The 25,416-nt window shown below is 68.4% G+C and carries 28 protein-coding genes; 13 read left to right on the forward strand and 15 right to left on the reverse strand.

Features of this window, described 5'->3' with window-relative positions; all coding sequences use genetic code 11:
- The first annotated feature begins 2 nt into the window (after positions 1-2).
- From AC3A6P_RS30965 to AC3A6P_RS30980, 4 genes are read left to right on the forward strand one after another with little or no spacing between them, the layout of a single operon-like run.
- On the forward strand, positions 3-1,205 hold the full coding sequence (locus tag AC3A6P_RS30965) for a cation:proton antiporter domain-containing protein (protein ID WP_487696210.1): 1,203 nt from the start codon (positions 3-5) through the stop codon (positions 1,203-1,205).
- Between the two features lie 33 nt (positions 1,206-1,238).
- On the forward strand, positions 1,239-3,521 hold the full coding sequence (purL, locus tag AC3A6P_RS30970) for a phosphoribosylformylglycinamidine synthase subunit PurL (RefSeq protein ID WP_487696301.1): 2,283 nt from the start codon (positions 1,239-1,241) through the stop codon (positions 3,519-3,521).
- A gap of 10 nt (positions 3,522-3,531) precedes the next feature.
- Entirely contained in the window at positions 3,532-5,262 is a 1,731-nt protein-coding gene (locus AC3A6P_RS30975) for an alpha/beta hydrolase (RefSeq protein WP_487696211.1), read from the forward strand.
- Positions 5,246-5,869 (forward strand): Rv0804 family intramembrane glutamic endopeptidase, encoded by a 624-nt coding sequence (locus AC3A6P_RS30980; RefSeq protein WP_487696212.1) that lies wholly within the window; start codon positions 5,246-5,248, stop codon positions 5,867-5,869. Before AC3A6P_RS30975 ends, AC3A6P_RS30980 begins: the two co-directional genes overlap by 17 nt.
- Here AC3A6P_RS30980 and AC3A6P_RS30985 read toward each other — a convergent pair.
- Positions 5,814-6,842 (reverse strand): helix-turn-helix transcriptional regulator, encoded by a 1,029-nt coding sequence (locus AC3A6P_RS30985; protein WP_487696213.1) that lies wholly within the window; start codon positions 6,840-6,842, stop codon positions 5,814-5,816. The two genes, AC3A6P_RS30980 and AC3A6P_RS30985, sit on opposite strands and share 56 nt — an antisense overlap.
- Positions 6,843-6,923: 81 nt before the next feature.
- On the opposite strand from AC3A6P_RS30985, the gene AC3A6P_RS30990 reads away from it, so the two are divergent.
- Entirely contained in the window at positions 6,924-8,189 is a 1,266-nt protein-coding gene (locus AC3A6P_RS30990; protein ID WP_487696214.1) for an FAD-dependent oxidoreductase, read from the forward strand.
- On the opposite strand, the gene AC3A6P_RS30995 is transcribed toward AC3A6P_RS30990, so the two are convergent.
- Positions 8,149-8,589, reverse strand: coding sequence for a PPOX class F420-dependent oxidoreductase (locus AC3A6P_RS30995; RefSeq protein WP_487696215.1), 441 nt, complete (start codon positions 8,587-8,589; stop codon positions 8,149-8,151). The genes AC3A6P_RS30990 and AC3A6P_RS30995 overlap by 41 nt on opposite strands.
- Positions 8,590-8,669: 80 nt before the next feature.
- On the opposite strand from AC3A6P_RS30995, the gene AC3A6P_RS31000 reads away from it, so the two are divergent.
- Positions 8,670-9,107 carry a sterol carrier family protein gene (locus tag AC3A6P_RS31000; protein WP_487696216.1) on the forward strand — a complete coding sequence of 146 codons (438 nt, stop codon included), beginning with the start codon at positions 8,670-8,672 and terminating at the stop codon, positions 9,105-9,107.
- Here AC3A6P_RS31000 and AC3A6P_RS31005 read toward each other — a convergent pair.
- Entirely contained in the window at positions 9,052-10,344 is a 1,293-nt protein-coding gene (locus tag AC3A6P_RS31005; protein WP_487696217.1) for a DoxX family protein, read from the reverse strand. The two genes, AC3A6P_RS31000 and AC3A6P_RS31005, sit on opposite strands and share 56 nt — an antisense overlap.
- A gap of 336 nt (positions 10,345-10,680) precedes the next feature.
- On the opposite strand from AC3A6P_RS31005, the gene purF reads away from it, so the two are divergent.
- Positions 10,681-12,216, forward strand: a complete 1,536-nt coding sequence (gene purF / locus AC3A6P_RS31010; RefSeq protein WP_487696218.1) for an amidophosphoribosyltransferase — start codon at positions 10,681-10,683, stop codon at positions 12,214-12,216.
- An 11-nt stretch (positions 12,217-12,227) separates the two neighbouring features.
- Here purF and AC3A6P_RS31015 read toward each other — a convergent pair whose 3' ends face one another.
- A complete protein-coding gene (locus AC3A6P_RS31015) occupies positions 12,228-13,535 on the reverse strand; it encodes an NAD(P)H-binding protein (RefSeq protein WP_487696219.1) in 1,308 nt (435 codons plus the stop codon).
- A gap of 157 nt (positions 13,536-13,692) precedes the next feature.
- Here AC3A6P_RS31015 and purM point away from each other — a divergent pair, with 157 nt between their 5' ends.
- On the forward strand, positions 13,693-14,766 hold the full coding sequence (gene purM, locus AC3A6P_RS31020; protein WP_487696220.1) for a phosphoribosylformylglycinamidine cyclo-ligase: 1,074 nt from the start codon (positions 13,693-13,695) through the stop codon (positions 14,764-14,766).
- A gap of 45 nt (positions 14,767-14,811) precedes the next feature.
- Here the strand turns inward: purM and AC3A6P_RS31025 are convergent, their stop codons facing one another.
- Together AC3A6P_RS31025 and ygfZ are read right to left on the reverse strand one after the other, a co-directional pair.
- Entirely contained in the window at positions 14,812-14,991 is a 180-nt protein-coding gene (locus tag AC3A6P_RS31025; RefSeq protein WP_487696221.1) for a DUF3073 domain-containing protein, read from the reverse strand.
- 140 nt (positions 14,992-15,131) lie between these two features.
- Positions 15,132-16,214, reverse strand: coding sequence for a CAF17-like 4Fe-4S cluster assembly/insertion protein YgfZ (ygfZ, locus tag AC3A6P_RS31030; protein ID WP_487696222.1), 1,083 nt, complete (start codon positions 16,212-16,214; stop codon positions 15,132-15,134).
- A 79-nt stretch (positions 16,215-16,293) separates the two neighbouring features.
- Here ygfZ and AC3A6P_RS31035 point away from each other — a divergent pair, with 79 nt between their 5' ends.
- Positions 16,294-17,172: an aminodeoxychorismate lyase gene (locus AC3A6P_RS31035; protein WP_487696223.1), complete on the forward strand. Its 879-nt coding sequence runs from the start codon at positions 16,294-16,296 to the stop codon at positions 17,170-17,172.
- A 231-nt stretch (positions 17,173-17,403) separates the two neighbouring features.
- On the opposite strand, the gene AC3A6P_RS31040 is transcribed toward AC3A6P_RS31035, so the two are convergent.
- Positions 17,404-17,745 carry a hypothetical protein gene (locus AC3A6P_RS31040; RefSeq protein ID WP_487696224.1) on the reverse strand — a complete coding sequence of 114 codons (342 nt, stop codon included), beginning with the start codon at positions 17,743-17,745 and terminating at the stop codon, positions 17,404-17,406.
- A gap of 86 nt (positions 17,746-17,831) precedes the next feature.
- Here AC3A6P_RS31040 and AC3A6P_RS31045 point away from each other — a divergent pair, with 86 nt between their 5' ends.
- The 4 genes from AC3A6P_RS31045 to AC3A6P_RS31060 are packed head-to-tail and all read left to right on the forward strand — an operon-like array spanning position 17,832 to position 21,148.
- Positions 17,832-18,746: an ABC transporter substrate-binding protein gene (locus AC3A6P_RS31045; RefSeq protein ID WP_487696225.1), complete on the forward strand. Its 915-nt coding sequence runs from the start codon at positions 17,832-17,834 to the stop codon at positions 18,744-18,746.
- On the forward strand, positions 18,743-19,570 hold the full coding sequence (locus AC3A6P_RS31050; RefSeq protein WP_487696226.1) for an amino acid ABC transporter permease: 828 nt from the start codon (positions 18,743-18,745) through the stop codon (positions 19,568-19,570). Before AC3A6P_RS31045 ends, AC3A6P_RS31050 begins: the two co-directional genes overlap by 4 nt.
- On the forward strand, positions 19,567-20,316 hold the full coding sequence (locus AC3A6P_RS31055; RefSeq protein WP_487696227.1) for an amino acid ABC transporter ATP-binding protein: 750 nt from the start codon (positions 19,567-19,569) through the stop codon (positions 20,314-20,316). The genes AC3A6P_RS31050 and AC3A6P_RS31055 overlap by 4 nt, the downstream gene beginning before the upstream one ends.
- Before the next feature lie 28 nt (positions 20,317-20,344).
- Positions 20,345-21,148 carry an ABC transporter substrate-binding protein gene (locus AC3A6P_RS31060; protein ID WP_487696228.1) on the forward strand — a complete coding sequence of 268 codons (804 nt, stop codon included), beginning with the start codon at positions 20,345-20,347 and terminating at the stop codon, positions 21,146-21,148.
- Here the strand turns inward: AC3A6P_RS31060 and AC3A6P_RS31065 are convergent.
- The 8 genes from AC3A6P_RS31065 to lmeA all read right to left on the reverse strand — a co-directional run bounded on the left by AC3A6P_RS31065 (position 21,145) and on the right by lmeA (position 25,416).
- Positions 21,145-21,288 (reverse strand): hypothetical protein, encoded by a 144-nt coding sequence (locus tag AC3A6P_RS31065; RefSeq protein ID WP_487696229.1) that lies wholly within the window; start codon positions 21,286-21,288, stop codon positions 21,145-21,147. The genes AC3A6P_RS31060 and AC3A6P_RS31065 overlap by 4 nt on opposite strands.
- A gap of 140 nt (positions 21,289-21,428) precedes the next feature.
- Positions 21,429-22,079 carry a heme-binding beta-barrel domain-containing protein gene (locus tag AC3A6P_RS31070; protein WP_487696230.1) on the reverse strand — a complete coding sequence of 217 codons (651 nt, stop codon included), beginning with the start codon at positions 22,077-22,079 and terminating at the stop codon, positions 21,429-21,431.
- A 244-nt stretch (positions 22,080-22,323) separates the two neighbouring features.
- Entirely contained in the window at positions 22,324-22,626 is a 303-nt protein-coding gene (locus AC3A6P_RS31075; RefSeq protein WP_487696231.1) for a DUF1416 domain-containing protein, read from the reverse strand.
- Between the two features lie 2 nt (positions 22,627-22,628).
- Positions 22,629-23,462, reverse strand: coding sequence for a sulfurtransferase (locus AC3A6P_RS31080; protein WP_487696232.1), 834 nt, complete (start codon positions 23,460-23,462; stop codon positions 22,629-22,631).
- A 36-nt stretch (positions 23,463-23,498) separates the two neighbouring features.
- A complete protein-coding gene (locus tag AC3A6P_RS31085) occupies positions 23,499-23,984 on the reverse strand; it encodes a DUF4395 domain-containing protein (RefSeq protein WP_487696233.1) in 486 nt (161 codons plus the stop codon).
- Positions 23,985-24,074: 90 nt separating this feature from the next.
- Positions 24,075-24,179 (reverse strand): Ms5788A family Cys-rich leader peptide, encoded by a 105-nt coding sequence (locus AC3A6P_RS31090; RefSeq protein ID WP_487696234.1) that lies wholly within the window; start codon positions 24,177-24,179, stop codon positions 24,075-24,077.
- A 17-nt stretch (positions 24,180-24,196) separates the two neighbouring features.
- The gene (locus tag AC3A6P_RS31095) at positions 24,197-24,619 is read right to left on the reverse strand and encodes a thioredoxin family protein (protein ID WP_487696235.1); all 423 of its coding nucleotides are present in this window, start codon (positions 24,617-24,619) and stop codon (positions 24,197-24,199) included.
- The gene (gene lmeA, locus AC3A6P_RS31100) at positions 24,616-25,416 is read right to left on the reverse strand and encodes a mannan chain length control protein LmeA (protein WP_487696302.1); all 801 of its coding nucleotides are present in this window, start codon (positions 25,414-25,416) and stop codon (positions 24,616-24,618) included. The genes AC3A6P_RS31095 and lmeA overlap by 4 nt, the downstream gene beginning before the upstream one ends.

A 25,416-nucleotide genomic window follows, 5' to 3' on the forward strand; every position in this document is an offset into this window, starting at 1 on the left:
CCGTGCTCCTGTCGATCGTCATCGTCTCGGTCGTCCTGGCCGGATGGGCGCTGTCGGCCACGCGGCTGGAGAGGTGGCGTATCACCGCGCCGCTGTTCCTGGTGGTTGCCGGAGCGGTGGTGGAGTACACCACGCATGGCACGCTCGCCGACACCCTGAACTCAGAAACCGCCCAGCACGTCGCCGAGATCATCCTGGCGGTCCTGCTTTTCGTCGATGCGAACGCCATCCGCTCCGGACTGCTCGGGGCGTACCCCCGTTCGGCGACCCGTCTGCTGTTCGTTGCCCTGCCGCTGAGCCTGGCGCTGGCGGTGCTGCTGGGGCTGTGGCTGTTGCCCGGCATGTCGGTGGCCGTGGTGCTGCTGATCGCCTGCATCGTGGTGCCCATCGATTTCGCGCCGGCCCCGCGGATCGTCCACGACCACCAGGTGCCCTCGCGCGTCCGCAACCTGCTCAACGTCGAGGCCGGCTACAACGACGGCATCGTCTCGCCGATCTTCGTCTTCGCCCTGGCGGTCGCCGACAACCAGGACAGCGCCGGCTCTTTCTGGGCGGAACTCGGCGCGGCCGTCCCGCATGCCGTCATCGCCATCGTCCTCGGGTTGTGTGTCGGCGCCGGGCTGGCCGCGGCGGCCAACACCGCCGACCGCATGGGCCTGATGACCGGACAGTCGCGGCGCATCATCGTGGTCCTGGCCCCGGCGCTGGCCTACACCCTGAGCCTCGGCCTCGATGCCAACGGCTTCGTCGCGGCGTTCCTGTGCGGTATCGGCTACCACGTGGTCCGCAAGTCCCGGGACGCCGAACGCGAACTCGAACTGCTCGAGGACATCGGTTTCCTGCTCAGTGCGGCCATGTGGTTCGTGTTGGGCGGTGTGGCGTTGATCGCATACTGGCGGGCCGACCTGACCGCCGGCATCGTGGTGTTCTGTCTGCTGGCGCTGACCCTGGTGCGCATGCTGCCCGTCGCGCTGGCCATGGTGCGATCGAAGTTCTCCTGGTCAGAGCGGTTGTTGCTGGGCTGGTTGGGGCCCCGCGGCGCCTCCTCGATCGTGTTCGGCCTGCTGGCGTTCAATCTGCTCGGCGGTGACGACGAGAACACCATCCTGTTGATCATGGTCGCGGTGGTGCTCGGCAGCGTGTTGTTGCACGGATTCGGCGCCCCCGCGGCGGCGCGGGCATTCGCCCGCACCCAGAACGAATAAACTGTTGCGGTGACGTCTGAGCTCACCCAAGAGATCGATACCGTGGGGCGGGCCGTCGCCACCCCCGAACAGCCGCAGCCCTTCCGCGAACTGGGCCTCAAGGATGACGAGTACGAGCGCATCCGCGAGATCCTCGGCCGCCGCCCCACCGACGCCGAGCTGGCCATGTACTCGGTGATGTGGAGCGAGCACTGCTCCTACAAGTCCTCCAAGGTGCACCTGCGCTACTTCGGGGAGACCACCACCGATGAGATGCGCGCCGGCATGCTCGCCGGCATCGGCGAGAACGCCGGCGTTGTCGACATCGGGGACGGCTGGGCCGTCACGTTCAAGGTCGAATCGCACAACCACCCGTCGTACGTGGAGCCCTACCAGGGGGCGGCCACCGGCGTCGGCGGCATCGTCCGCGACATCATGGCGATGGGCGCGCGCCCGGTGGCCGTGATGGACCAGCTGCGCTTCGGCGCGGCCGACGCGCCCGACACCCGCCGCGTGCTCGACGGTGTGGTGCGCGGTGTCGGCGGCTACGGCAACTCGCTCGGTCTGCCCAACATCGGCGGCGAAACCATCTTCGACGAGTCGTATGCGGGCAACCCCCTGGTGAACGCGCTGTGTGTCGGGGTGCTGCGCAAAGAGGATCTGCACCTTGCGTTCGCCTCCGGTGCCGGGAACAAGATCATCCTGTTCGGTGCCCGGACCGGCCTCGACGGCATCGGTGGTGTGTCGGTGCTGGCGTCGGACACCTTCGGCGGCGACGAGTCCGGTGCCGGCCGCAAGAAGCTCCCCAGCGTGCAGGTGGGCGATCCGTTCATGGAGAAGGTGCTCATCGAGTGCTGTCTCGAGTTGTACGCCGCCGGCGTGGTGATCGGCATCCAGGACCTCGGTGGTGCCGGTTTGTCCTGTGCCACTTCTGAACTCGCAGCCGCCGGCGACGGCGGCATGGCCATCGAGTTGGACAAGGTGCCGCTGCGAGCCAAGTACATGACCCCCGCCGAGATTCTCTCCAGTGAGTCCCAGGAACGGATGTGCGCCGTCGTCGCACCCGAGAACGTGGACGCGTTCATGGCGATCTGTCGAAAGTGGGAGGTGCTGGCGTCGGTCATCGGCGAGGTCACCGACGGTGACCGCCTGCACATCACCTGGCACGGCGAGACCGTCGTCGATGTGCCTCCGCGCACGGTGGCCCACGAAGGCCCCGTCTACCAGCGGCCGGTGCAGCGCCCCGACACCCAGGACGCACTGATCGCCGACACCACGGCCTCGCTGCCCCGCCCGCAGACCGGTGACGAACTGCGTGCGACGGTGCTCTCGATGCTGGGCAGTCCGCACCTGTGCAGTCGCGCGTTCATCACCGAGCAGTACGACCGTTACGTCCGCGGTAACACCGTGCTCGCCGAGCATGCCGACGGTGGTGTGCTGCGCATCGACGAGCAGACCGGCCGCGGTATCGCCTTGTCCACCGATGCCTCCGGCCGCTACACCCAGCTGGACCCGTACACCGGCGCGCAGCTGGCGCTGGCCGAGGCCTACCGCAATGTCGGCGTGACGGGCGCGGTGCCGGTGGCGGTGACCAACTGCCTGAACTTCGGATCGCCGGAAGATCCGGGCGTGATGTGGCAGTTCGCCCAGGCGGTGCGAGGACTTGCCGATGGCTGTGCGGCACTGGGCATTCCGGTGACCGGAGGCAACGTCAGCTTCTACAACCAGACCGGGTCCACGGCGATCCTGCCGACGCCGGTGGTCGGTGTCCTCGGGGTGATCGACGACGTGGCCCGCCGGATCCCGACCGGTTTCGGCACCGAGCCGGGCGAGACCTTGATCCTGCTGGGTGACACCCGCGACGAGTTCGACGGCTCGATCTGGGCTCAGGTCAGCGCCGGGCACCTCGGTGGGGTACCGCCGAAGGTGGACCTGGAGCGCGAGAAGTTGCTGGCCGAGGTGCTGGCCGCCGCCTCCCGCGACGGCCTGGTGTCCGCGGCGCATGACCTCTCCGAGGGTGGCCTGATGCAGGCCGTCGTCGAAGGCGCGCTGGCCGGTGAAACCGGTTGCCGGATCCTGCTGCCCGAAGGCTGGCAGGAAGAGGGGGCCCCGTTCGTCTTCCTCTTTTCGGAGTCCTCGGGCCGGGTGCTGGTTGCGGTGCCGCGCACCGAGGAGAGCCGATTCGTCTCGATGTGCGAGGCGCGCGCTCTCCCGGCCGTCCGCGTCGGCGTGGTGGATCAGGGTTCGGATGCCGTCGAGGTCCAGGGCCAGTTCAGCATCCCGCTGACCGAGCTGCGCAGCACCTGGGAAGGTGTGCTGCCGAAGTTGTTCGGGTGAGCCCGCGCCGATGACGGTCGCGGGGGAGTCGCGTGACCGTCACCCCCTGTTGGAATGGGCGTGGGGACTGGTCCGGCTCGACTTCACCGGCGTCGCGGTGGGTGCGCTGTTCTTCTGCCTGTCGCTCACGCCGTCACTGCTGCCGCGGGACTGGTTGTTCGCCGGCCTGATCGGCGGTATCAACGCCGCCATCGGGTACGGCATCGGTGTGGCGCTGGGAAAACTCTTCCGGCGCATGGTGTTACGCCGGAAACCATGGTGGCCGCCGTCGAAGCGGGTGCTGACCCTGCTGAAGACGGCCACCGTGGCCGCAGCGGTGGCGGCGTGCCTTCTGACCATCGTGCCCGCGGCTGCCTGGCAACGTCAGGTTTCGGCACTGATGGGGATCGAAGGCCCTGCGACGCTGGGCTATTACCGCACGGTGCTGTTGGCGGTCCTGGTCTGTGCCCTGTTGGTCGGGGTGGCGCGGATACTGCTGGATGCCATCAAGGTGTTGGCGCGCTTCCTGATCCGGCGCTGGCGTCTCAATGACGAGGTGGCCCTGTTCATCGGAACCGCGGTGATGGCGGTGCTGGTGATCACGCTGATCAACGGTGTGCTGTTGCGCGGGTTCCTGGCGGGCGCCAACCGGGTGTTCCAGCCTCAGGACTTCACCACCGGCGAGGGGATCGAGCAGCCGGTGGCTCCTGAGAAATCAGGCAGCCCAGAATCTTTCGCCGCCTGGGACACGCTGGGGTTCCAGGGCCGAAACTTCGTGGCCAGCGGTCCCGACGCCGAGGAGCTGGAGGAGGTCAACGGTAGGCCGGCCTTGGAACCGGTACGGGTGTACGCCGGGTTGCAGACCGCCGAGACCGCGGAAGCCCGCATGGCGGTGTTGCTGTCCGAGCTGGAACGCACCGGTGCCTTCGATCGTGAACTGCTGGTGATCATCCCGACGACGGGCACCGGCTGGGTGAATCCGGTGGCGGCCCGCGCGCTGGAGTTGATGTACAACGGCGATACCGCGATGGTGGCGTTGCAGTACTCCTACCTGCCCAGTTGGATCTCGTTCCTCGGCGACCAGCAGACCTCGATGGATTCCGGCCGGATGCTGATCCACGCCGTCCACGAGCGGTGGGTGGACCTGCCTCCGGACGACCGGCCGAAACTGGTGCTCTACGGCGAGAGTCTGGGCTCGATGGCGGGGCAGGCGGCATTCGGGTTCCTGCCGGACGTCTCGCGGATGGGCTTCGATTCCGTGCTCTGGGTGGGGCCGCCGAACGCCAGCCCACTGTGGGACGCGCTGATCGTGCGCCGCGACCCCGGCACGCCCGAAGTGCACCCGCGATATGACAACGGCCGCACGGTGCGCTTCTCACCGGCCAACGACCCGGCCGAGATCCACCGGGACACCGAGGCGCCCTGGGAGGGCACCCGGGTGCTGTTCCTGCAGCATCCGTCCGACCCCATCGTGTGGTGGTCACCGGATCTGCTGTTCTCCCGCCCGGATTGGTTGCGCGAACCGCCGGGCCGGGACCGCACGGCATCCATGCGGTGGTATCCCATCGTCACGTTCTGGCAGGTCAGTGCCGATATGACGAACGCGTCCGGGGTGCCGGGCGGGCACGGGCACAACTACGGACAATCTGTGTTGGACGGCTGGGCCGCGGTGGCGCCGCCGCCGGGGTGGACGCCGGCGGACACCGAACGGATCCGCGGCGCACTCGAGGAGACGGCGGCCGCCGATGGTCCGGAGTACTGAGGACCAACTGCGGGCGCTGGCTCTCGCGGCCGGTCTGGTGGCCTGGAGCGGCACCGCCGGCCTGCAGATCCCTGGCCGGCGGCACCCACTGATCCAGGCCGGCCTGGGCACCGCACTCGCGGTCGGCGCCGGAGCGCGGCCCGGCCTACACGCCCGCGGATTGCGCGCCGGCACTGCCACTTCTGCCGTGGTGGCCGCAGGCGTCGCGGCCACCACAGCGGTGCCCGCGGTGCGAACGGCGATGCGGCAGCGCGCTTTACCCAACCCCGCGTGGAAGTGGCTGGCGGTGGAGATTCCCCTGGGCACCATCTGGGCCGAGGAGACCGCATACCGCGGAGCGCTCGGCACCGCGGCCGCAGCCGCGTTCGGCCCGCGGTGGGGCAAGTTGCTGCAAGCCTGCGCCTTCGGGTTGAGTCATGTCGTCGACGCACGCGGCGCCGGTGAGCCGGTGGCCGCGACCGTGCTCGTCACCGGAATCGCCGGCTGGGTGTTCGCACTGCTGGCCGAGCGCACCGGAAGCCTGCTCGCGCCGGCATTGGCGCACCTGGCGATCAACGAGGCCGGTGCCGTGGCGGCGCTGCTGGTGCAGTCCCGAGCGCCCGACTGAGCCGCCCCGCCACGTCCTGACACGCCTGACGCAGTTCGGCGGGTTCCACCGCGGTGAAATCGGCGTCGAAAGTGGCCAGCAGACCCGCGATGCCGGCCCACGACCACGCCCCGAGGGTGAGTCGGCACCGCTGCGGGGACACCTCCTCGACCACCGAGCCACCCGGCGCCCAGCGCGCCACCACCGCGGCGGGCAGTGCCATCTCGACGGTGCCCCGGCACTGCCATCTGGCCGGCGTGTCGCCTCGGTCCGGACTGGTCATCACGTAGTCGGCAACGTCGCCGAACGGTGGATCGACGTCGGAGAACGCAAGAAACAGGTTGTCCACGCGGTGAATTCGATCGAGTCGCAGAATCGGCCACTCATCCGTCCCGGCCACTCGGGCCACGAGATACCAGCGGCCCGCCCAGAGCACCAGATGATGCGGCTCGAGTACCGACGGCGGCACGAAGCCCGGCTCGCCGGGCGCCGGTCTGCGCAGTTGTGCGTCCAGATAGTCGATCCGGACGAGCCGACGCAGGCGGATGGCGCCCGCGATCTCGCGCAGCACCTCTGCCTGGATGGGCGGCGCCGAGAACTCCCACATGTTGCGGATCACCGTGACGTGCAGGCCCTGCGCCTCCGGCCGCAGCGCGGCGGGCATGACCTGCAGGACGCCGGTCATCGCACGGCGGACCGCATCGTCGATTCCGCGGACAGAAGCGGGCGCGGTCTGCAGGGCGATCATCACCGCGAGGACCTGCTCGTCGTCGAGCATGAGCGGGGGCAGCCTGCCGCCGGCGCCCAGGGAGTACCCGCCGGCCGGCCCTTTGCTCGCCGTCACCGGATAGCCCAGATCCCGCAGATACTCGACGTCGCGGCGCAGGGTCCTGGGGCTGACCTCGAGATGCGCCGCCAGGTCGGCGCCCGACCAGATCCTGCGGTCGCCGAGCAGCCGCAGCAAGGCCAACAGGCGGCTCGCGCTGGAAGACATCTCTCCAGAATGCCGGGGTAGAGGCCACCAGGCGACCGCTACTGGAGGCAATCTCGCCGTAGACGACGAGGGGAGCGATTGATGAACGTACTGGTGATCGGGGCGGGTATCGGTGGCCTGGCGCTGGCCTGCGGACTGCTAGAGCGCGGGTTCGAGGTGGTGGTCTACGAGCGAGACCGCGATCTGGCCGACACCGGCGGATATCACCTGCACCTGCACACCAGGGCGCTTGCCGGGCTGCGACGGCTGCTCGACTCGCAGACCATCGAGCAGCTCTACGCGTCGGCGGCAGACGGCAAGGTGGACGCGACCACCGCGATGAGGGACCACCGCGGACGACTGCTGACCGTGCTGCGCTCAGGCGAAGCTGACCAGACGATCAACATCGACCGAATCACGCTGCGACTGTTGCTCGGACGCCGGGCGGGACCGTCACTACGGCTGGGAGCCGAGTTCGTCGGCGCATCGACGACGGCGGACGGTCGCGTGGAGGCCCACTTCGCCGACGGGACGACGGCGTACGGCGACGTTCTGGTGGGCGCCGACGGTGTGGGCTCGCGGGTGGCCCGGCTGCTGTCCGGGGGCAGGTCCACCTCGGCACCGGTGGGGCTGATCGGCATCGGTGGCTTCACCGCAGCCGCGGCGTTGCCCGGCGCAGTCGCCGCCCGACTGCGCGACGACCGGTCGAACTTCGCCGTGGGCCCGGCGGGGACGGGCCTGTACATCGGCTACCACGATCCCGTCGGAGCGCGCCTACTGGACACCGACCCGCACGTGGCGCCGGCCACCCCGCAGGCCACCTACATCTGGGGTGCCATGGTCGCCGAATCGGATTCCACCACGCCACTTTTGGGTCTCGTCGGCCCGGAACTGCGGGACGCGACCGTCGCCCACCTGACCGCAGCAGGATGGTCGAATCGTCTAACCACCGTCATCGACCGGACAAGGGAACAGGGGCTGGCGGCGTTCCGTTTGCACGCCGCAGATGCGCGCCGTCTGGCGCCGTGGCCGGCGGGGCGGATCTGCGCACTCGGGGACGCGGTGCACGCGATACCACCCACGGGCGGGCAGGGGGCGGCCACCGCGATCATGGACGCCGTCGTGCTATGCCGCGAACTGGTGGCCGTGCAGAACACAACAAAGACCACTGCCATGGCCATCAACGACTTTCACCTGCAGATGCGGCCGTACGCGGCCACCGCCATCGAGCAGTCGATGGGGCCCGTCAACTGGATGCGGCGCTGCGCTACCCCCCTGGGCAGTGCGGTACTGCAGCTGGCCGCACCGGTCGCGAGCGGCGCCCACGCTAGTCGGCGGTGGTGGGCACGTCGCGGCTGTCGGCCTTGAGCAGGTGCGGCGGGGTGTCGGTGTCGTCGATACCGAAGCTGATGATGCGTCGCGGCGTGATCCGGATGATGGCGGTGTCGAGACTGTCGCCGTTGTCTTCGGTTCCCGCCGAATCGGTCTCGGCTTGTTCGGCCGTGCCGCGGATCTCCAGGCAACGCACCCGCCAGGGATCACGGGACGCGATGTCGTCGACGACGAACGCCACGGACGGGTTGGTCTTGATGTTGCGGAACTTCTGGCTGCGGGACATCTGGTAGCCGTAGATGTCGATGGTGCCGAGCTGCTCGTTGAAGCTGAAGCCGACGGGACTGTTCTGCACGGTGCCGTCGGGTTGGACGGTGGCGAGCCGGCCGAGGTCGGCGTCGTTGAGGTAGGCGATTTCGTGGGGTTTGAAGGCCATGGCACCACGGTAGGCGTCTCAACGTACGGTGGCTTTCTTTCATTGGCAGAGGTCAATACGGCTGAGGTCGATACTGAGGTATGGCCGCCCGCAACACCGCCGACCCCGTGAAGACCCGCGCCGCCGTGCTGGCCGTCGAGGACTGGTTGCGCGACGAGGCCACGCCCGCGCCGCAGCGGACGCTGACCGCCGACGCGGTGCGCCTCACCGCCCGCAGCCTGGCCGCCGCGGCTCCCGGCGCGTCGGTGGAGGTGCGCGTTCCGCCGTTCGTCGCGGTGCAGTGCATCGCCGGCCCGCGTCACACGCGGGGAACGCCGCCCAACGTCGTCGAGACGGACCCCCGAACCTGGCTGCTGTTGGCCACCGGCCTGATGTCGGTGGACGACGCCGCCGCGGCGGGGGTGTTGTCGTTGTCGGGGTCACGTGCCGCGGAGATAGGTGCGTGGCTTCCCCTGGTACCGCTCAGCGAAAGAACGGATAGTCCTGCACCCAGTGGAAACCCCGATTCAGCAGGGTGAACCGCTGCGGATCCTCCAGCTGTAAGGCCATGCGGACCGGTGTGCCCGCGATGGTGCCGTCCAGAGTCAGCCGGTCAGGGGCGGGGCGGCCGACGGTGAATTCGGCCGGCGGAGCGTCGGGGCCCGACACGGCGAGGGTGCCGGCATCAAGATCCACCTCGGCGCCGGCGGGCTGCAGGCTGCCGTCCATGTGCTGCACGGTGGCTGCCCCGGGAGCGTCGAAAACGATCATCTGCCAGCGGTTCTCGTCGGTGATCAGAGGAGGGACCCGAACGCCGTCCCGCTCGAAGTCGGTGACCGTCCACATTCCGTAGAGATCTGGTTCGGGTGCGCCGCCGCCGTAGGTGTTCCACGCGGTCCAGCCGCCCACGGCCGCACCGGCCAGCATCCATCCGCCGATCGCCACCTGCACCGCGGCGGCGACCCGGTTACGGCGCGGGGAGTCGAACAGGGCCGGCTGTGCCACGGGCGCCGCGAACCGGGCGAACACCAGGACGTCGGCGAGCCGGCGCAGTTGCGGGGCCAGGACAACCGCACTGAGCATCAGCAGGTGCGAGGACAGGATCTTGACCGGAACGTCGAAGGTCATGTTCAGCACGAACACCTGGGCCATGCTGGCCAGGCTGATCAACGCACCCAGCGTCGCGGTCCGGGGCAGGAACAGCAGCAGGCCCCCGGCCACCTCGGCGGCGCCGAGCAGCATCTCATACGAGTGGGAACTGCCGACCTGAAGCCACAGCACCGACGCCGGGCTGAACTCACCGAAGGGTTGCAGCAGCGCCGACAGCGGCGGCTCGGGCATCTGGGTGGGAATCAGCTTGGCCATCCCGTAGAACAGCATCTGGCCACCCAGGCACAACCGGACGAACACCAGGAACCACGCATGCAGCCGGGTGTACTCGACACGTCGGTCCAGCGCCGTCCACACCGCGGTGGCGACGGCCGCGACCACCAGCAGGACGAACATCATCACCCAGATGGCGGCCTGATCGCCGCTGTGGGAGTCGGGGTGCAGGGTGGCGTCGACGCCGAACACCGACCGGCCGACCCACGCCCAGAGCGGGGCCAACGTCAGCATCTGCCACAACACCGCGTTGTCCGGCAGCACGAGGCCGATCACCCCGGTGAACATGTACAAAATCTGAGCGAAGAGCAGGCAGAACAGCCCGAAATAGATGACCGTGAAGCGGAACGCAACCCGCGTCAACGGGCTCCACCGGACTGCGCTGCCGGTCAATTCGACAGTATCGACGCGTGACACACATCACCACCGGATCAGTTGTACGACCCGCAACCGGTGCGGGGGCCGGGGGCCCGGCCTGATCATCCCAACGCCGACCGCCGAAACCGGCGGCCGAAAGCACTTCGGACCCATTGCGGCACAACCATATTCGCGTGCGCACCCCGGGAATTTCGTCGGGTGGGACGCCGCCGCCGGAGACCGCACCGGGAATGCGGCTCGCCGCGCCGTCGTTGGACCCACCGCAAACCGCCTCGTCCGTGGTATCTCTGCGCCCGCAGGAGACCGTAGACTGGTCGGGTCACCCGAACGCTTCCCAGGAGCAGCCCCCACGTGACCGCTGAACCGATCGAACTCGAGAATGCCCCCGCCGAGGAATGCGGTGTCTTCGGAGTCTGGGCCCCTGGCGAAGAGGTCGCCAAGCTCACCTACTACGGCTTGTATGCGCTGCAGCATCGCGGGCAGGAAGCGGCGGGCATCGCCGTTGCCGACGGCTCCCAGGTGTTGGTGTTCAAGGACCTCGGGCTGGTCAGCCAGGTCTTCGACGAGCAGACGCTGGCCGCCATGCCCGGCCATGTCGCCGTCGGCCACTGCCGTTACTCCACCACGGGCTCGACCACCTGGGAAAACGCCCAGCCGGTGTTCCGCAACACCGCCGCGGGCACGGGTGTGGCCCTGGGGCACAACGGCAACCTGGTCAACACCACCGAACTCGCGGCACGTGCCCGCGAAGCGGGCCTGATGGGCGCCACTGCGGTTGCCTCGGCCACCACCGACTCCGACATCCTGGGTGCGTTGTTGGCCCACGGTGCGGCCGACTCCAGTCTGGAGCAGGCCGCCCTCGAACTGCTCCCCACTGTGCGCGGCGCCTTCTGCCTGACGTTCATGGACGAGAACACCCTCTACGCGGCGCGCGACCCGCACGGTGTCCGCCCGCTGGCGCTCGGCCGGCTGGACCGCGGCTGGGTGGTGGCGTCGGAGACCGCCGCCCTCGACATCGTCGGCGCCTCTTTCGTGCGCGACATCGAACCCGGGGAACTGCTGGCCATCGACGCCGACGGGGTGCGCTCCACCCGCTTCGCCAACCCCACCCCCAAGGGGTGCGTCTTCGAATACGTCTACCTGGCCCGTCCCGACAGCACCATCGGCGGTCGCTCGGTGCACTCCACCCGCGTCGACATCGGTCGCAGGCTCGCCCGCGAGCAGCCCATCGACGCCGACCTGGTGATCGGTGTCCCCGAATCCGGCACACCGGCGGCGGTCGGCTACGCCCAGGAGTCCGGCATCCCGTTCGGTCAGGGTCTGATGAAGAACGCCTACGTCGGGCGCACCTTCATCCAGCCGTCGCAGACCATTCGCCAGCTGGGTATCCGGCTCAAACTCAACCCGCTGCGCGAGATGATCCGCGGCAAGCGACTCATCGTCGTCGACGACTCCATCGTGCGGGGGAACACCCAGCGCGCCCTGATCCGGATGCTGCGCGAAGCCGGTGCGCTCGAGGTGCACGTACGGATCGCCTCGCCGCCGGTGAAATGGCCGTGCTTCTACGGCATCGACTTCGCCTCGCCGGCCGAGCTGATCGCCAACGCCGCCAACGCCGAGGGTTCGCAGGGCGAGATGATCGACGCCGTGCGCCACGCCATCGGTGCGGACACCCTGGGCTATATCTCCATCGACGGCATGATCAGCGCCACCGAACAGCCCGCCTCACGGTTGTGCGCGGCCTGCTTCGACGGCAACTATCCGATCGAGCTGCCCAGTGAGACCGCACTCGGCAAGAACGTCATCGAGCACATGCTGTCCAACGCCGCCCGTGCCGGTGCGGTGCAGTCGGAGAACGACAACGCCTCGGCGCTTCGTCGTCCCTAGCTGAAGTCGTCCTAGCTGAAGAGGTTGCGCCGCAAGAGCTTCCGCCGGATCTGCCAGGCGGTGACGGCGTACAGGCGGCCGGGCAGCCCGCGAGGACAGAACGTCGCCGTCTGCGTGTAACCGGTGCGTCCGTCGTCGCGCGCACTGACCTGCACGTTCAGCGCCGCAACCCCGGGTAGCCGGCCGCGGTCGAGCAGTCGGGCGTCCACTCCGCGGTTCTCGGACTGGACCTGCCAGCGGCGGCCGCGGTGCGTCAAGGCCTGCCATACCGCGTCGGGACTGCGGTCGGTGCTGTCGGCCACGGAGTCGCTCAACAGCAGATCACCGGACCAGTCCGGGTCATTGGGTCGCGGTGCGGCCGGGCTCGGCGGTGTCCAGGACGGTTCGCCTCCGCGCTGTTCGCTGTACTCGAGGGCGAGTTCCACCGACTCGCGGTAGGGCGTGAGCCCGCCCGACGGAGGCGGAATGACGTCATCGATGTCGTGTTCGTCGGCCACGGCATCACACTCGAGCGATTCCACCAGCGGCTGCGCCAGCCCCGGCGGTATCGGGGTCACCAGTCCCACCCACCAGCTGGCGATCGTCGGCGTCAGGAACGGCAGGACGATGATGGCCCGGCGGCGCAGGCCGGACACGTCGGCGTAGATCTGCATCATCTCGCCGTACTCGAGAACATCGGGCCCGCCGATGTCCCAGGTGCGCGACTGCGGGACCGCGGCCGTCGCCGCCTCGGCCAGGTAGTGCAGCACATCCCGGACGGCGATCGGCTGGATCTTGTTGTGCACCCACTTGGGAGTGGTCATGACGGGGAGCAGTTCGGTCAGGTGGCGGATCATCTCGAACGACGCCGAGCCCGAGCCGATCACCACACCGGCCTGCAGCACGATGGTCTCGATCCCGGATTCCAGCAGGATGTCACCGACGGCCGTCCGGGACTGCAGATGGCGCGACAACTCCACGCCGGCCGGGTGCAGGCCGCTGAGGTACACGATGCGCCGCACCCCGGCGTCCTTGGCTGCCTGCACGACGTTGGTGGCGGTGCGGCGCTCCTCCTCGACAAAATCCTGCGAGGTGCCCATGGAATGGGCGAGGTAGAACAGGACGTCGACACCACCGAACACCTGCCGAAGCGAATCCGGCTTGGTGAGGTCACCCTCGACCACCTCGACGTCCCCGCGCCACGGCACGTCGTCGAGCTTCTTCGGGGTGCGTGCCATGGCCCGCACCTTGTGGCCACGCTCCAGCAGCGACGGGATCAGGCGACCGCCGATGTATCCGGTGGAGCCTGTCACGAGACATTGGACCTGCGCTGAGTTCACGGTGCTGCATAGCCGCGAAAGCGGCTGGTGAAACCCGGCGACGAGCGTGTGTTGTCCACGAGTCCAGGTCGACGTGGCGCACGGGGGCACCCGCGCTCGCGCGGTACGGGGCCCGGCCGATACCGGCGGGGACCCGCGACCGGTAGATTGAGGTCCGATGACCGATCGCGCTGAAGAACAAGGTATCTCTTACGCATCGGCTGGAGTCGATATCGAGGCCGGTGACCGGGCCGTCGAACTGTTCAAGCCACTGGCGAAGAAAGCGACCCGGCCCGAGGTACGAGGCGGACTCGGCGGCTTCGCCGGCCTGTTTGCCCTCCGGGGCGACTACCGCGAACCGTTGCTGGCCTCCTCGACCGACGGTGTGGGCACCAAGCTCGCCGTCGCGCAGGCGATGGACAAGCACGACACCGTGGGACTCGACCTCGTGGCCATGGTGGTCGACGACCTCGTGGTGTGCGGCGCCGAGCCGCTGTTCCTGCAGGACTACATCGCCGTCGGCCAGGTGGTCCCCGAGCGGGTACAGGCCATCGTCTCCGGTATCGCCGAGGGCTGCGTGCAGGCGGGGTGCGCGCTGCTGGGCGGCGAGACCGCTGAACACCCCGGGCTGATGGCACCCGACCACTACGACTTGTCGGCCACCGGCGTCGGCGTGGTGGAAGCCGACAACGTGCTGGGGCCCGAACGGGTACGGCCCGGTGACGTCGTGATCGCCATGGGGGCCTCCGGCCTGCACTCCAACGGCTACTCGCTGGCCCGCAAGGTGCTGCTCGAGATCGACCGGATGAACCTGGCTGGTCATGTCGAGGAGTTCGGCCGCACCCTGGGTGAAGAACTACTGGAGCCCACCCGCATCTACGCCAAGGACTGCCTGGCCCTGGCCGCCGAGACCCAGGTGCGCACGTTCTGCCACGTCACCGGCGGTGGCCTGGTGGGCAACCTGGAAAGGGTGATCCCGCACGGGCTGGTCGCCGAACTGGACCGCGGCACCTGGACGCCGGCACCCATCTTCGGCCTGATCGCTCAGCGTGGCCGCATCGAACGAGTCGAGATGGAGAAGACGTTCAACATGGGTGTCGGCATGGTGGCCGTCGTCGCGCCGGAGGACACCGATCGCGCGCTGGCCATCCTCACCGCACGGCACCTGACGTGCTGGACGTTGGGAACCGTCAACAAGGGAACGAAGGACGGACCCCGCGCCACTCTCGCGGGTCAGCACCCACGGTTCTGAGCGCGGTGGCCCGTGCGTCAGGGGAGCAGCGCTGAACCCTCGGGTTCAGCGCCGCCAGGCGTCTTCGTCGCTCCAGCGATCGTCGACGAGGTCATCGTCGGTGTTGTCGTCCGCCTCCGAGCCCGACAGCTCCTTACGGAGCCGCTCAAAGTCGGTTTGCGGAGAGCTGTACTTCAACTCTCGAGCAACCTTGGTCTGCTTTGCCTTCGCCCGGCCGCGGCCCATGGGGGAACCCCCTCGCGCAATAACGGAGCGGCCCAACAATGTGAGCGGCTCCGATCTGTGTGTTTATTGTCCTGGGTTCACTTTACCGTGCCCCGACCGGCTGCGCTGGCAGGCCCGTCGGCGGTGAGTGTCACAGGCTGTCATGCCAGGCCACGCAGCCGATCAATGGCTACCCGGCCGGCCCCGGCGACGTCGGCGGGGGGCAGCGAGTCAACGTCGACAACGGCGGCGACCTCGACGTCGCCCCCGGTTGTCAGCTCGGTGTCAGCCGGCAGCCCCCGCTTCACCAGGGCAAGGGCCACCGCACCGAGATCGACATGGTCTATCACGGTGCCGACCCGGCCGACCGCGCGGCCGCCGGCCAGCAGGGGATCGCCGGTGACGGGACGTTCGGTCGAGCCGTCGAGGTGCAGCAGCACCAACATCCGAGGGGGTTTACCCAGGTTGTGGACCCTGGCAACGGTCTCCTGCCCCCGGTAGCAGCCCTTGTCGAGGTGCACGGCTCCCTCGCCGGGCCCGCCGATCCAGCGGACCTCGTGCGGAATGGTGCGCTCATCGGTGTCCACCCCGAGGCGGGGGCGCACAGCAGCCACACGGCGGGCCTCATAGGTCCACACACCCGCACGCCGAACGCCGGCTTGCTCCAGCCGATCCAGCCACGCCGCGGCCTCGGCGCGAGGCACCAGGAGGTCGTACTCCGGCTCCCCCGCGCGGGTCTGGCGGATCAGACCACCGCTCGCCAGCGCCTGCGCCGACGAGTGCGGGGGCAGGGCATCGGTCCCGAGGGCCTGGAGCACGGCGTCGGCGCCCGCGTCAGGACCCATCAGGGTCAACACGGCCAGATCCGCGGGCTCCACCGTGACCTCCGCCCAGAACACCATCTTGCGCAGGAACTCCAGGAGCGGCTGCCCACGCCACGACTCGGTGTCCAGATAGGTGACCCCGCCGAGCTCGGTCTGCAGCCAGTGGTCCTCCACCCGGCCCTGGCCGTCGAGGCTGAGGTTCTCCACCGTCGCACCGTCGGGCAACGCGCTGACATGCTGCGAGGAGATGCTGTGCAGCCAGCTCTGTCGGTCCTTGCCGGTGAGGGTCAGCACCGCACGATGGGAGCGGTCGACGATCACCGCGGCCGAGTCGGCGGCACGTTGTTCGCCGAGGGGGTCGCCGTAATGCCACACGGCGCCGGCGTCGGGTCCGGATTCTGGGGCGGGTACGGCAGACACATCTCAACTCTACGGTCCGCCGGGGCCGGTTATTCCCGCTCGCGCCGACCCGGCCGGCACCGGATTACGCTATGAAGCCATGGCTGTAGTGGTGACTCTCGACGGCACGGTGCGTGACCCCGACACGCCGTTGCTGCACGCCGATGACCTGGCCGCGGTGCGCGGCGACGGAGTGTTCGAGACGCTGCTGGTACGCCACGGGCGGGCCTGCCTGGTGGAGTCGCATCTGCGGCGGTTGACCGGCTCGGCGAAAGCGCTTGCGCTGCCGGAGCCGGATCTGGCGGCCTGGCGCTCCGCCATCGACATCGCGGCGCGGTCCTGGGCCGCCGGCACCGACGACGAAGCGGCGTTGCGGCTGGTCTACACCCGGGGTCGCGAAAGCGGTTCACCGCCGACGGCCTACGTGAGTGTGAGCCCACTGCCCGGGCGCATCACCGCCGCGCGCCGCGACGGCGTGTCAGCGCTGTCGCTGGACCGGGGTCTGTCCGTCGCCGGCGCGGATACGATGCCGTGGCTGCTGGCCGGTGCCAAGACGCTGTCCTACGCGGTGAACATGGCGGCGTTGCGGCATGCTGCCGACCAGGGCGCCGACGACGTCGTCTTCGTCAGCTCAGACGGCTTCATCCTCGAAGGACCCCGTTCCACCGTGGTGATCGCCACCGACCGAGTAGATGGGGCGGAGGGGCAGACGTGCCTGCTGACACCCCCGCCGTGGTATCCGATCCTGCGTGGGACCACGCAGCAGGCGCTCTTCGAGGTCGCCAGGGCCAAGGGGTTCGACTGCGACTACCGGGCGTTACGTCCCGCGGATCTGCTTGAGGCGCAAGGGGTTTGGCTCATCTCGGCCATCACCCTCGCGGCAAAGGTGCACACCCTCGACGGTGAGCCGTTACGGAACACCGCACTGGCCGCCGACGTCGCGGGTTTGGTGGACGCTGCGATCATCAGCGATCGCTGAGCGCTAAATCGGTTGTCGGTTGTTGAATTCGCGGGTACTTTCGTCGGTACACAAGAAGGGAGGTGGTCCGAGATTTTGAGTGACTTATGGACATGTGAGGTGGCTGCTAGCTAGCAGCACCAGGCTGAGGAATCACCTGCGAGCGCTGGCGAATTCCGAGCAGCCACCCGACCCCCGAGCCCTTGGTTTGTCCAACCAGGAACTATGGCTCGGGGGTCGCCCATTTTTTCTCTATGGTGAGGGTGGCGCGGGCGCCAGGGAATGACAGGCCTGCATGGCCGAATCCCACACTCCTTGATCGATGTCCGGCGGTGCCGGCGGGATGCCACCCTCGTGCGGTCGCTCGCCGGGCGGCGGACCCCCCGGCCGTTCACCGCCGGGACCGTGCCCACCCGGGCCGCCTTCGGGTGGTGCGGGCACACCGTTGTCGGTGAGGCACTGCATGAAGGCGTCGTCGGGCTGGTTCGGCGCTGCGGCCGCCGTTTCAGCGGAACACGCCGCGGTGAGACCGACCACCGCGACCGCAGCCGCTGCTGCTGCTGCTGCGACGGCCGGCCAAGCGGGCAAAGACATGAGGCTCTCCTTCGTAGGGGGTGAACGCCCCCGCGACGGTATGGGTCGTTCCTTTGCGCCCCGTAGACCCCGAATATCAGCAAGCTATGAGCGGATCGCTGGCGCGGCGCACGCCGGTAGGCGATGATGCGGCGATGCGAAATCGGTCGAGAAGCTGGCTGTTGGCGGGGGTAATGGGGAGCCTGGCGCTCGTAGGCGCGGGATGTGCGCCGGCAGATGAACAATCGGCACCAGAATCCAGCCGCGCCACCGACAGCTGCGCCAAGGATTCGCTGACCACTCTGGAGGCGGGCCGCCTGACCTTCGGCACCGACCAGCCGGCCTACCCGCCGTGGTTCGTCGACGACGACCCCGCCAACGGCGAAGGCTTCGAATCGGCCGTGGCCTACGCCGTCGCCGAGAAACTGGGCTTCGGCAAGGACGAGGTGACCTGGGTGCGGGTGCCGTTCAACGCCGCGATCGCCCCGGGCGCCAAGACCTTCGACGCCAACCTGTCGGAGTTCTCCATCACCGATGAGCGCAAGCAGGCCGTCGACTTCTCCTCGCCCTACTACGACGTCACCCAGGCCGTCGTGACCGTGCGCTCGTCGCCTGCGGCTGAGGCCAAGACCCTCGACGGCCTGCGCGCCCTGAAGATCGGCGCGCAGGTGGGCACCACCAGCTACACCGCCGCCGAGGCGTTGGCGCCGAGCCAGCCCGTCAGCGTCTACAACAACAACGATGACGCCAAAGCCGCGCTCACCAGCGGGCAGATCGACGCGGTGGTGCTCGACCTGCCGACTGCATTTGCGGTGCAGGCCGAGCTCGACGACGGCGTGATCGTCGGGCAGCTGCCTGCCACCACCGACAAGCCGGAACAGTTCGGGATCGTCCTCGACAAGGGCAGCCCGTTGACGGTGTGTGTCACCTCTGCTGTCGACGAACTGCGCTCCGACGGCACACTGGCCGAACTGCAGAAGACATGGCTCGACGAAGCCGGTAGCGCACCCGTACTGACGTGACCGCGCTGGCGGAGCAGCGCCGCGCCTACCACCGCTCCCGCGCGCGGCGCTCGACGCTGGTGGCGCTGGCATCGACGCTGGCGTTCGCTGTGGTGATCGGTGTGACGGTGGTGTCGTCGCCGGGCTGGCCGCGGGTACGTGATTCGTTTTTCGACCTGCAGATCGGCTGGGACAGCCTGCCTGCGGTGCTCGACGGCTTGTGGCTCAACGTCCGGGTGCTGGTGGTGTGCGAGATCCTGATCCTGGCGTTGGGTTTGCTGCTGGCCGTACTGCGCAACCTGCGTGGACCGGTGTGGTTTCCGGTGCGCGCGTTCGTCATCGGTTACGTCGACCTGTTCCGCGGTCTGCCGCTGTTGATCTGCCTGTACCTGATCGGCTTCGGCCTGCCGGGGCTGCGGCTGGAAGGCATCCCCAACAGTCCCGTGCTGCTGGGTGGCCTGGCCCTGGTGCTGGTGTACTCGGCGCTTGTCGCCGAGGTGTTCCGGGCGGGCATCGACTCGGTGCACCCGTCGCAGATCGCGGCCGCCCGGTCGCTGGGCCTGAACTACCCCCGCACCATGCGGTTGGTGGTGCTGCCGCAGGCGGCGCGGCGGGTCACACCTGCGCTGTTGAACGACTTTGTGGCCCTGCAGAAAGACTGCGGCCTGATCTCGGTGCTCGGTGCCGTCGACGCCGTGCGAGCCGCGCAGATCCAAGTGGCGACGTCGTACAACTTCACGCCCTACGTGGTGGCCGGCCTGCTGTTCGTCGCACTCGCGGTGCCGTCGGCCCGGCTGGCCGACTGGGCGACGCGCCGGGCGGCCCGACGGCAGGGCGCACTATGACCGAACCCGTGTTGAGCCTGCGTGGGGTGGTGAAGAACTACGGCGACAGAGCGGTTCTCGACGGCATCGACCTCGACGTCGGCGAGCACCAGGTGGTGGTGCTGATCGGCGCATCCGGTTCGGGAAAATCGACGTTGCTGCGGTGCATCGACCTCCTGGAGGAGATCGACGACGGGCAGATCCTGCTCGACGGCCGCGATATCAGCGACCCGAGGATCGACGCCGACAACGTGCGCCAGTCGATGGCGATGGTGTTCCAGTCGTTCAATCTCTTTCCTCACATGACCGTGCTGAACAACGTCACGCTCGCGCCGCGGGTGGTGCATCGCCGCAGCCGCCGCGACGCCGAGGACCGCGGCCGGGAACTGTTGGCTCGGGTCGGACTCGCCGACCGCGCCGACACCTACCCGGACCGGCTCTCGGGTGGACAGCAACAGCGGGTGGCGATCGCCAGGGCGTTGGCCTATGACCCCCGCGTGCTGCTCCTCGATGAGGTGACCAGTGCCCTGGACCCTGAGCTGGTGGGGGAGGTGCTCGACCTGCTGGGGGAGTTGGCCACCTCTGGCCGCACGATCGTAATGGCAACACACGAAATGGGTTTCGCGCGTCAGGTGGGCGACGTCGTGTGCTTCCTCGACGGTGGCCGGATCCTCGAGTCCGGCCCGCCGGACCAGGTTCTGGGTGCGCCGCGGCAGGAGCGCACCCGGCAGTTCCTGGCCCGGTTGGGCGGGGTGGGACGGGACTGACATGCGTTTCGGTGGGTCGGGTGCAGCCGTGCTGGTGCTTGTGCTGTCCGGGTGCGCTGCCCCCGCTGCCACGGCCCCGCCGCTGAACTGCGACAAAGCCGATCTGCCCACGCTGTACAAAGGCGTGTTCACCGTCGGGACCGACCAGCCGGCGTATCCACCGTGGTACATCGGTGACAATCCCGCCAACGGTGAGGGTTTCGAATCCGCGGTGGCCTACGCCGTCGCGGACAAGCTGGGATACACCGCCGACGAAGTCCGGTGGGTGCGGGTGCCGTTCAACACCGCCATGGCGCCCGGCCCAAAAGCGTTCGACGCCAACCTCTCCGAGTTCTCCATCACCGACCAGCGCCGCGAACTCGTGGACTTCTCGTCGCCGTACTACGACGTGTCACAGGCGGTGGTGACGGTGCGGACCTCCGCCGCCGCCACGGCCACCACCCTGGAGGATCTGCGCTCGGTGAAGCTGGGCGCCCAAGTGGGCACCACCAGCTCCACCGCGGCGCGGGCGGTGGGTGGCAGCACATCGATCGAGATGTACAACACCAACATCGACGCCAAGATGGCGTTGCGCGCAGGTCAGATCGACGCGCTGGTGCTCGACCTGCCGACCGCGGTGGCGGTGCAGGACGAACTCGACGGCGGGATCATCATCGGAACGCTGCCGGCGGGCTCGGACGTCGTTGAACAATTCGGCATCATGCTCGACAAGGACAGTCGGCTGACTCCATGTGTGTCGCAGGCTGTCGACGAACTACGCACCGAAGGCATGCTCGACGCACTCGAGGCCCGCTGGCTGGCCGACGGGGAGGTACCCCCGGTGCTCGGTTAGCCGGGGCCGGGCGCCAGCTCGGCGCATGCCTGCAGGGCCTGCTCCCACGAGACCGGATCAACACCGGCCGGCGGCGCGGCGGGACCGGGAGCCGGTCCCAGTGCCGGCGCGGGTGGCTGCTCGATCCCGTGTTCGGCCAAGCAGTGCGCGTAGGAGCCGTGTTCGGATGGTGTCTGCCCAGGATCGTCTGCCGGTTTCGGCGCGGACCCGCAGGCCGTCAGTGAGATTGTGAGGACGAGCGCGCACAGCAGGGCGCGAGGCGAGAGCTTGATGACGAACCTCAGCCGGCGAATCGGCTGAGCCGGGCGGACAGATGCGGAACCAACCCGCCGTCGGCGTCGACGCGTTCCTCGACGTAGGCCAGGTCGCCGCCCTCGACGATGCCGTAGAGCCGCTTGGCGCCCCCTACGAGCATGCCGGACTTGCTGCGCGCCAGAGCGTCGGTGACCAGCTCCCAGGACGCCTGGTTGCGAGGGTGGCCGTAGAAGAGTTCCACGTAGCCGGCGGAGTGGGCCAGCAGCAGTTCGATGGCCTGGGATTCACCCGGGTCGGCGGGATCGTTCACGAAGCGCCAGAAGCCGCTCTCTCGCAGACCGACGGATTCGTAGGCGCCGTCGTCGTCCAGACGCCAGGACCGGGCCTCCCAGATCAGGTAGTCGCCACCGTCGTGCGACACCACGATCTGCTGACCGAACCGGTAGTCGCCTCCGGCGCCGCGGCCTTCCCCTTCGCCACGCCAGACACCCACCAGAGGCAGCAGGGCCAGCAGAGCGTCGTTGAGGTTCGCACCCTCGCGCAGATTCGCGGTATCGGCGGGCAACGGCAGATCGGCGAAGGCGGGGATGTTGCGTGCCGCGGTCTCCTTGGCGCGCTTGGCCGCGGCGGCTACCGCGCGGTCGCCTGAACCTGCTTCGGGTTCAGAGTCAGTCACGACTCGTCGGTGATGAGCCGGTACAGCGCGTAGAGCGCGAACCAGGTGATCACGACGGTACACAAGACGAGAGCAAGCTCGTAGAACAGCACCACGGTGTCGAGTCTAGTTCCTATCCGAGCCTGTGAGGCTCCGGGTCCCTACCGCGAGCGTGCGTGATTGCACACATTTTTCGGCGTGCCGAAGGGCAAACACGCACGCTCGCCGGAAGGGGGTGGAGCTCAGGCTTCCTAAGCGACCGGAGTCAGGCGACCTTGACGTCGACTTCGTGGATCCCGGCACCGGACGGCGCGACCACCGCGTCGCCGTTACCGGCCGACGACAGGGCACGCACCCGCCACGTGCCGGGAGCGGCGAAGAAGCGGAAATCGCCAGTGGCCGATGCGACGACCTCGGCGGTGAACTCGTCCGAGGAGTCCAGCAGCCGGACGAAGGCGCCGCCGACCGACTGGCCGGTGCCGTCAACGACCCGTCCGGTGATCACCGTCTCCTTCTCGAGGTCGACGCTGGCCGGCAGGGTCTGTCCTTGCTTGGGCGCTGAGCACATATCTAACTTCCCAACTCGATCGGGGCTCCCACGAGAGAGCCGTATTCCGTCCAACTGCCGTCATAGTTCTTGACGTTCTTGTGCCCGAGCAGTTCCCGCAGCACAAACCAGGTGTGCGACGAGCGCTCCCCGATGCGGCAGTAAGCAATGGTTTCCTTCTCGCCGTCCAGACCGGCTTCGCCGTACAGCTTGGCCAAATCCTCGTCGGACTTGAAGGTGCCGTCCTCGTTGGCCGCCTTGCTCCACGGCACGCTGATCGCGGTGGGGATGTGGCCGGGGCGCTGGCTGCCCTCCTGCGGCAGGTGCGCCGGGGCGAGGATCTTGCCGGAGAACTCGTCGGGGGAACGCACGTCGACCAGGTTCTTGGTGCCGATCGCGGCGATCACCTCGTCGCGGAAGGCACGCAGCGAGTTGTCGGCATCCTTGGCCGAGTAGCTGGTCTCGGGACGGTTCACGGTGTCGGTGGACAGCGGGCGTCCGTCGAGCTCCCACTTCTTGCGGCCGCCGTCGAGCAGCTTGACGTTCTGGTGGCCGTAGAGCTTGAAGTACCAGTACGCGTAGGCGGCGAACCAGTTGTTGTTGCCGCCGTAGAGGATCACGGTGTCGTCATTGCCGATGCCGCGCTCGGACAGCAGCTTGGAGAACTGCTGGGCGTCGACGAAGTCGCGGCGCACCGGATCCTGCAGATCGGCCTTCCAGTCCAGCTTGACCGCGCCGGCGATGTGCCCGCCGTCGTAGGCGCTGGTGTCTTCGTCGACCTCGACGAAGACGGTGTTCGGCGCATCGAGATTGCTCTCGGCCCAGTCAGCAGTGACCAGGACGTCGGAGCGTGCCATGTAGGTGGTCCTTTCGATCAGTGGGGATACGAGGTGCTAAGCAGTGCGTCGCACACGCGCGACGACGGGGTACAGCTGGCAGCCCAGGCAGATGCCGAAGGCTGCGTTGAGAAAAGCCGCGAACAGCGCGAACGCCGTCGCGATGGTGCCCAGCAGGGGCGCGCCGAGCGCGAAGCCGGCGGTGCCCACGACGGCGAACACGAACCCGACGAGCTGGGCGAACTTCAGCGGCGGAACCGGTTCCTTCTCGGTGACCGGGCCCAGCCGCGGAGCTTGAATCCTCTGGACCGCGGCGAAGATGCGGCCGTACGGATGCTGCTTCGGGCCACGCCAGGCCCCGACCGCGAAGACGACTGCCTGCAACCCCAACACAACTGCTGCCGCCGCCGTGCTGACGGCCGAGAGCACCAAGACGGCGATCAACACGGCGGTGGTCACCCAGGCGACGAAGCGGGGGCCACGCACATCGACGACGTCACCGCCGACGGTGTTCTCAGCACCCCGTTTGGTATCGGTTGACACGTGAAATAGCTCCTGTTGTGTTGGATGGCTGGCTGGCGCGGGCAGTGCACATGGCCTGCTCCGAGGGCGGCGCGAAAACGGCGCAGCGACTCAGCAGCTACAACAACAACAGCAACAACCCGCCACGCGGCACAGATCCACTGCGCGGCGCTTGGTGAGCACGAGCTCCTGGCGGGTTGACACGAGGCACACCATACCCAATGACACCCTGATCAGGCCAATAGCGGTGCAAGGGCCGACCGCAGGTCAGCGGCCTTGGGCACCCCGGCGCTGCGGTACCGCTGCCGGCCCTGCGCGTCGAAGACGAACGTCGTGGGCAAGGACAGCACCGACAGGCGCCGCGCCGCAGCAGGATTGGCGTCCATGTCGATCTCGACATGGGCCACTTCCGGACTCTCGGCACACACCTGCTCGACCGTTCGCCGGACCCCGGCGCACGGACCACACCAGACCGCGCTGAAGTGCACGATCGTCGGCCCGGTACGGGACAGGCCCAGGTCGCTGACGTCCACCGCGGCGACGGTGTCGGCGGTCTCACGCAGTACCCCCGAGCGCCGGTTGATCAGCCAGCCGACCACAACGGCTGCGGCAAGAGCGGCGACGATCGCGATCGCGGAGTACAGCGCGGGGTTCATGACTGTCTGAACCCCTGCGGCGTGATGGTTACTCCGTCCGCGATCCCCTCGATGATGATGTCGGATCCCCGCGCGCCCTGCGCCGTCGGTGCCACTCCGAACGGCAGTTTCTGATTGGGCAGGGTGGAGCGGAACGCAGACAACACAGCCTGCACCTTGTCCTCCGGCACCTCCTGGTCCGCTGTGCCCGGGCCGGTCAGGACGCCGGTCGGCGTGAACACCAACGTGGTCTGGTCGCTGATCGACAGGTCGACCGAGACGCTGACCCGCTCGCCGAAGTCGGCCGCGGTCGGGGTGCCGGTGAACACCAGGCCCTCGCTGCCGGAGATCCCCGATTCGGTGGTGCCGCCGGTGGCGTCGTTGGTCTCCACGGGCGGGGCTTCCACCATGAGGTCTTTGATCCCCATGAACCTGCCCAGGTGGGAGGAGTCGATGATGATCCGGCTCTCCACCTTGCCGACAGGCAGTTCGGCATCCGGGTCGATCAGCCAGGACGACTCGGTGAGGTCGATCGAATGCAGGGTGGCCTCCAGCGCGGCCTTGTCGACTTCGGGGTGCGCGACGTCGTGGGCCTTGATCTCCACTTCCTCGTAGTGGCGCTGCGCGGCCTGGGGGATGAACGGGAATCCGAGGATGGCCACCGACGGGTCCCAGCTCAGCTGCGCCGCGGTACGCACGGTGCGGGACAGTCGGTACTCGGCGTAGATGGCGGCACCGAAGTCGACGCCGACGGCTCCGACGATGACGGACACGACCGTCGCACCGAGGCCGATCAGCAGTTTGCGCACGCCGAACAT

It is taken from the genome of Mycobacterium sp. Soil_C_30, from assembly GCF_057656995.1.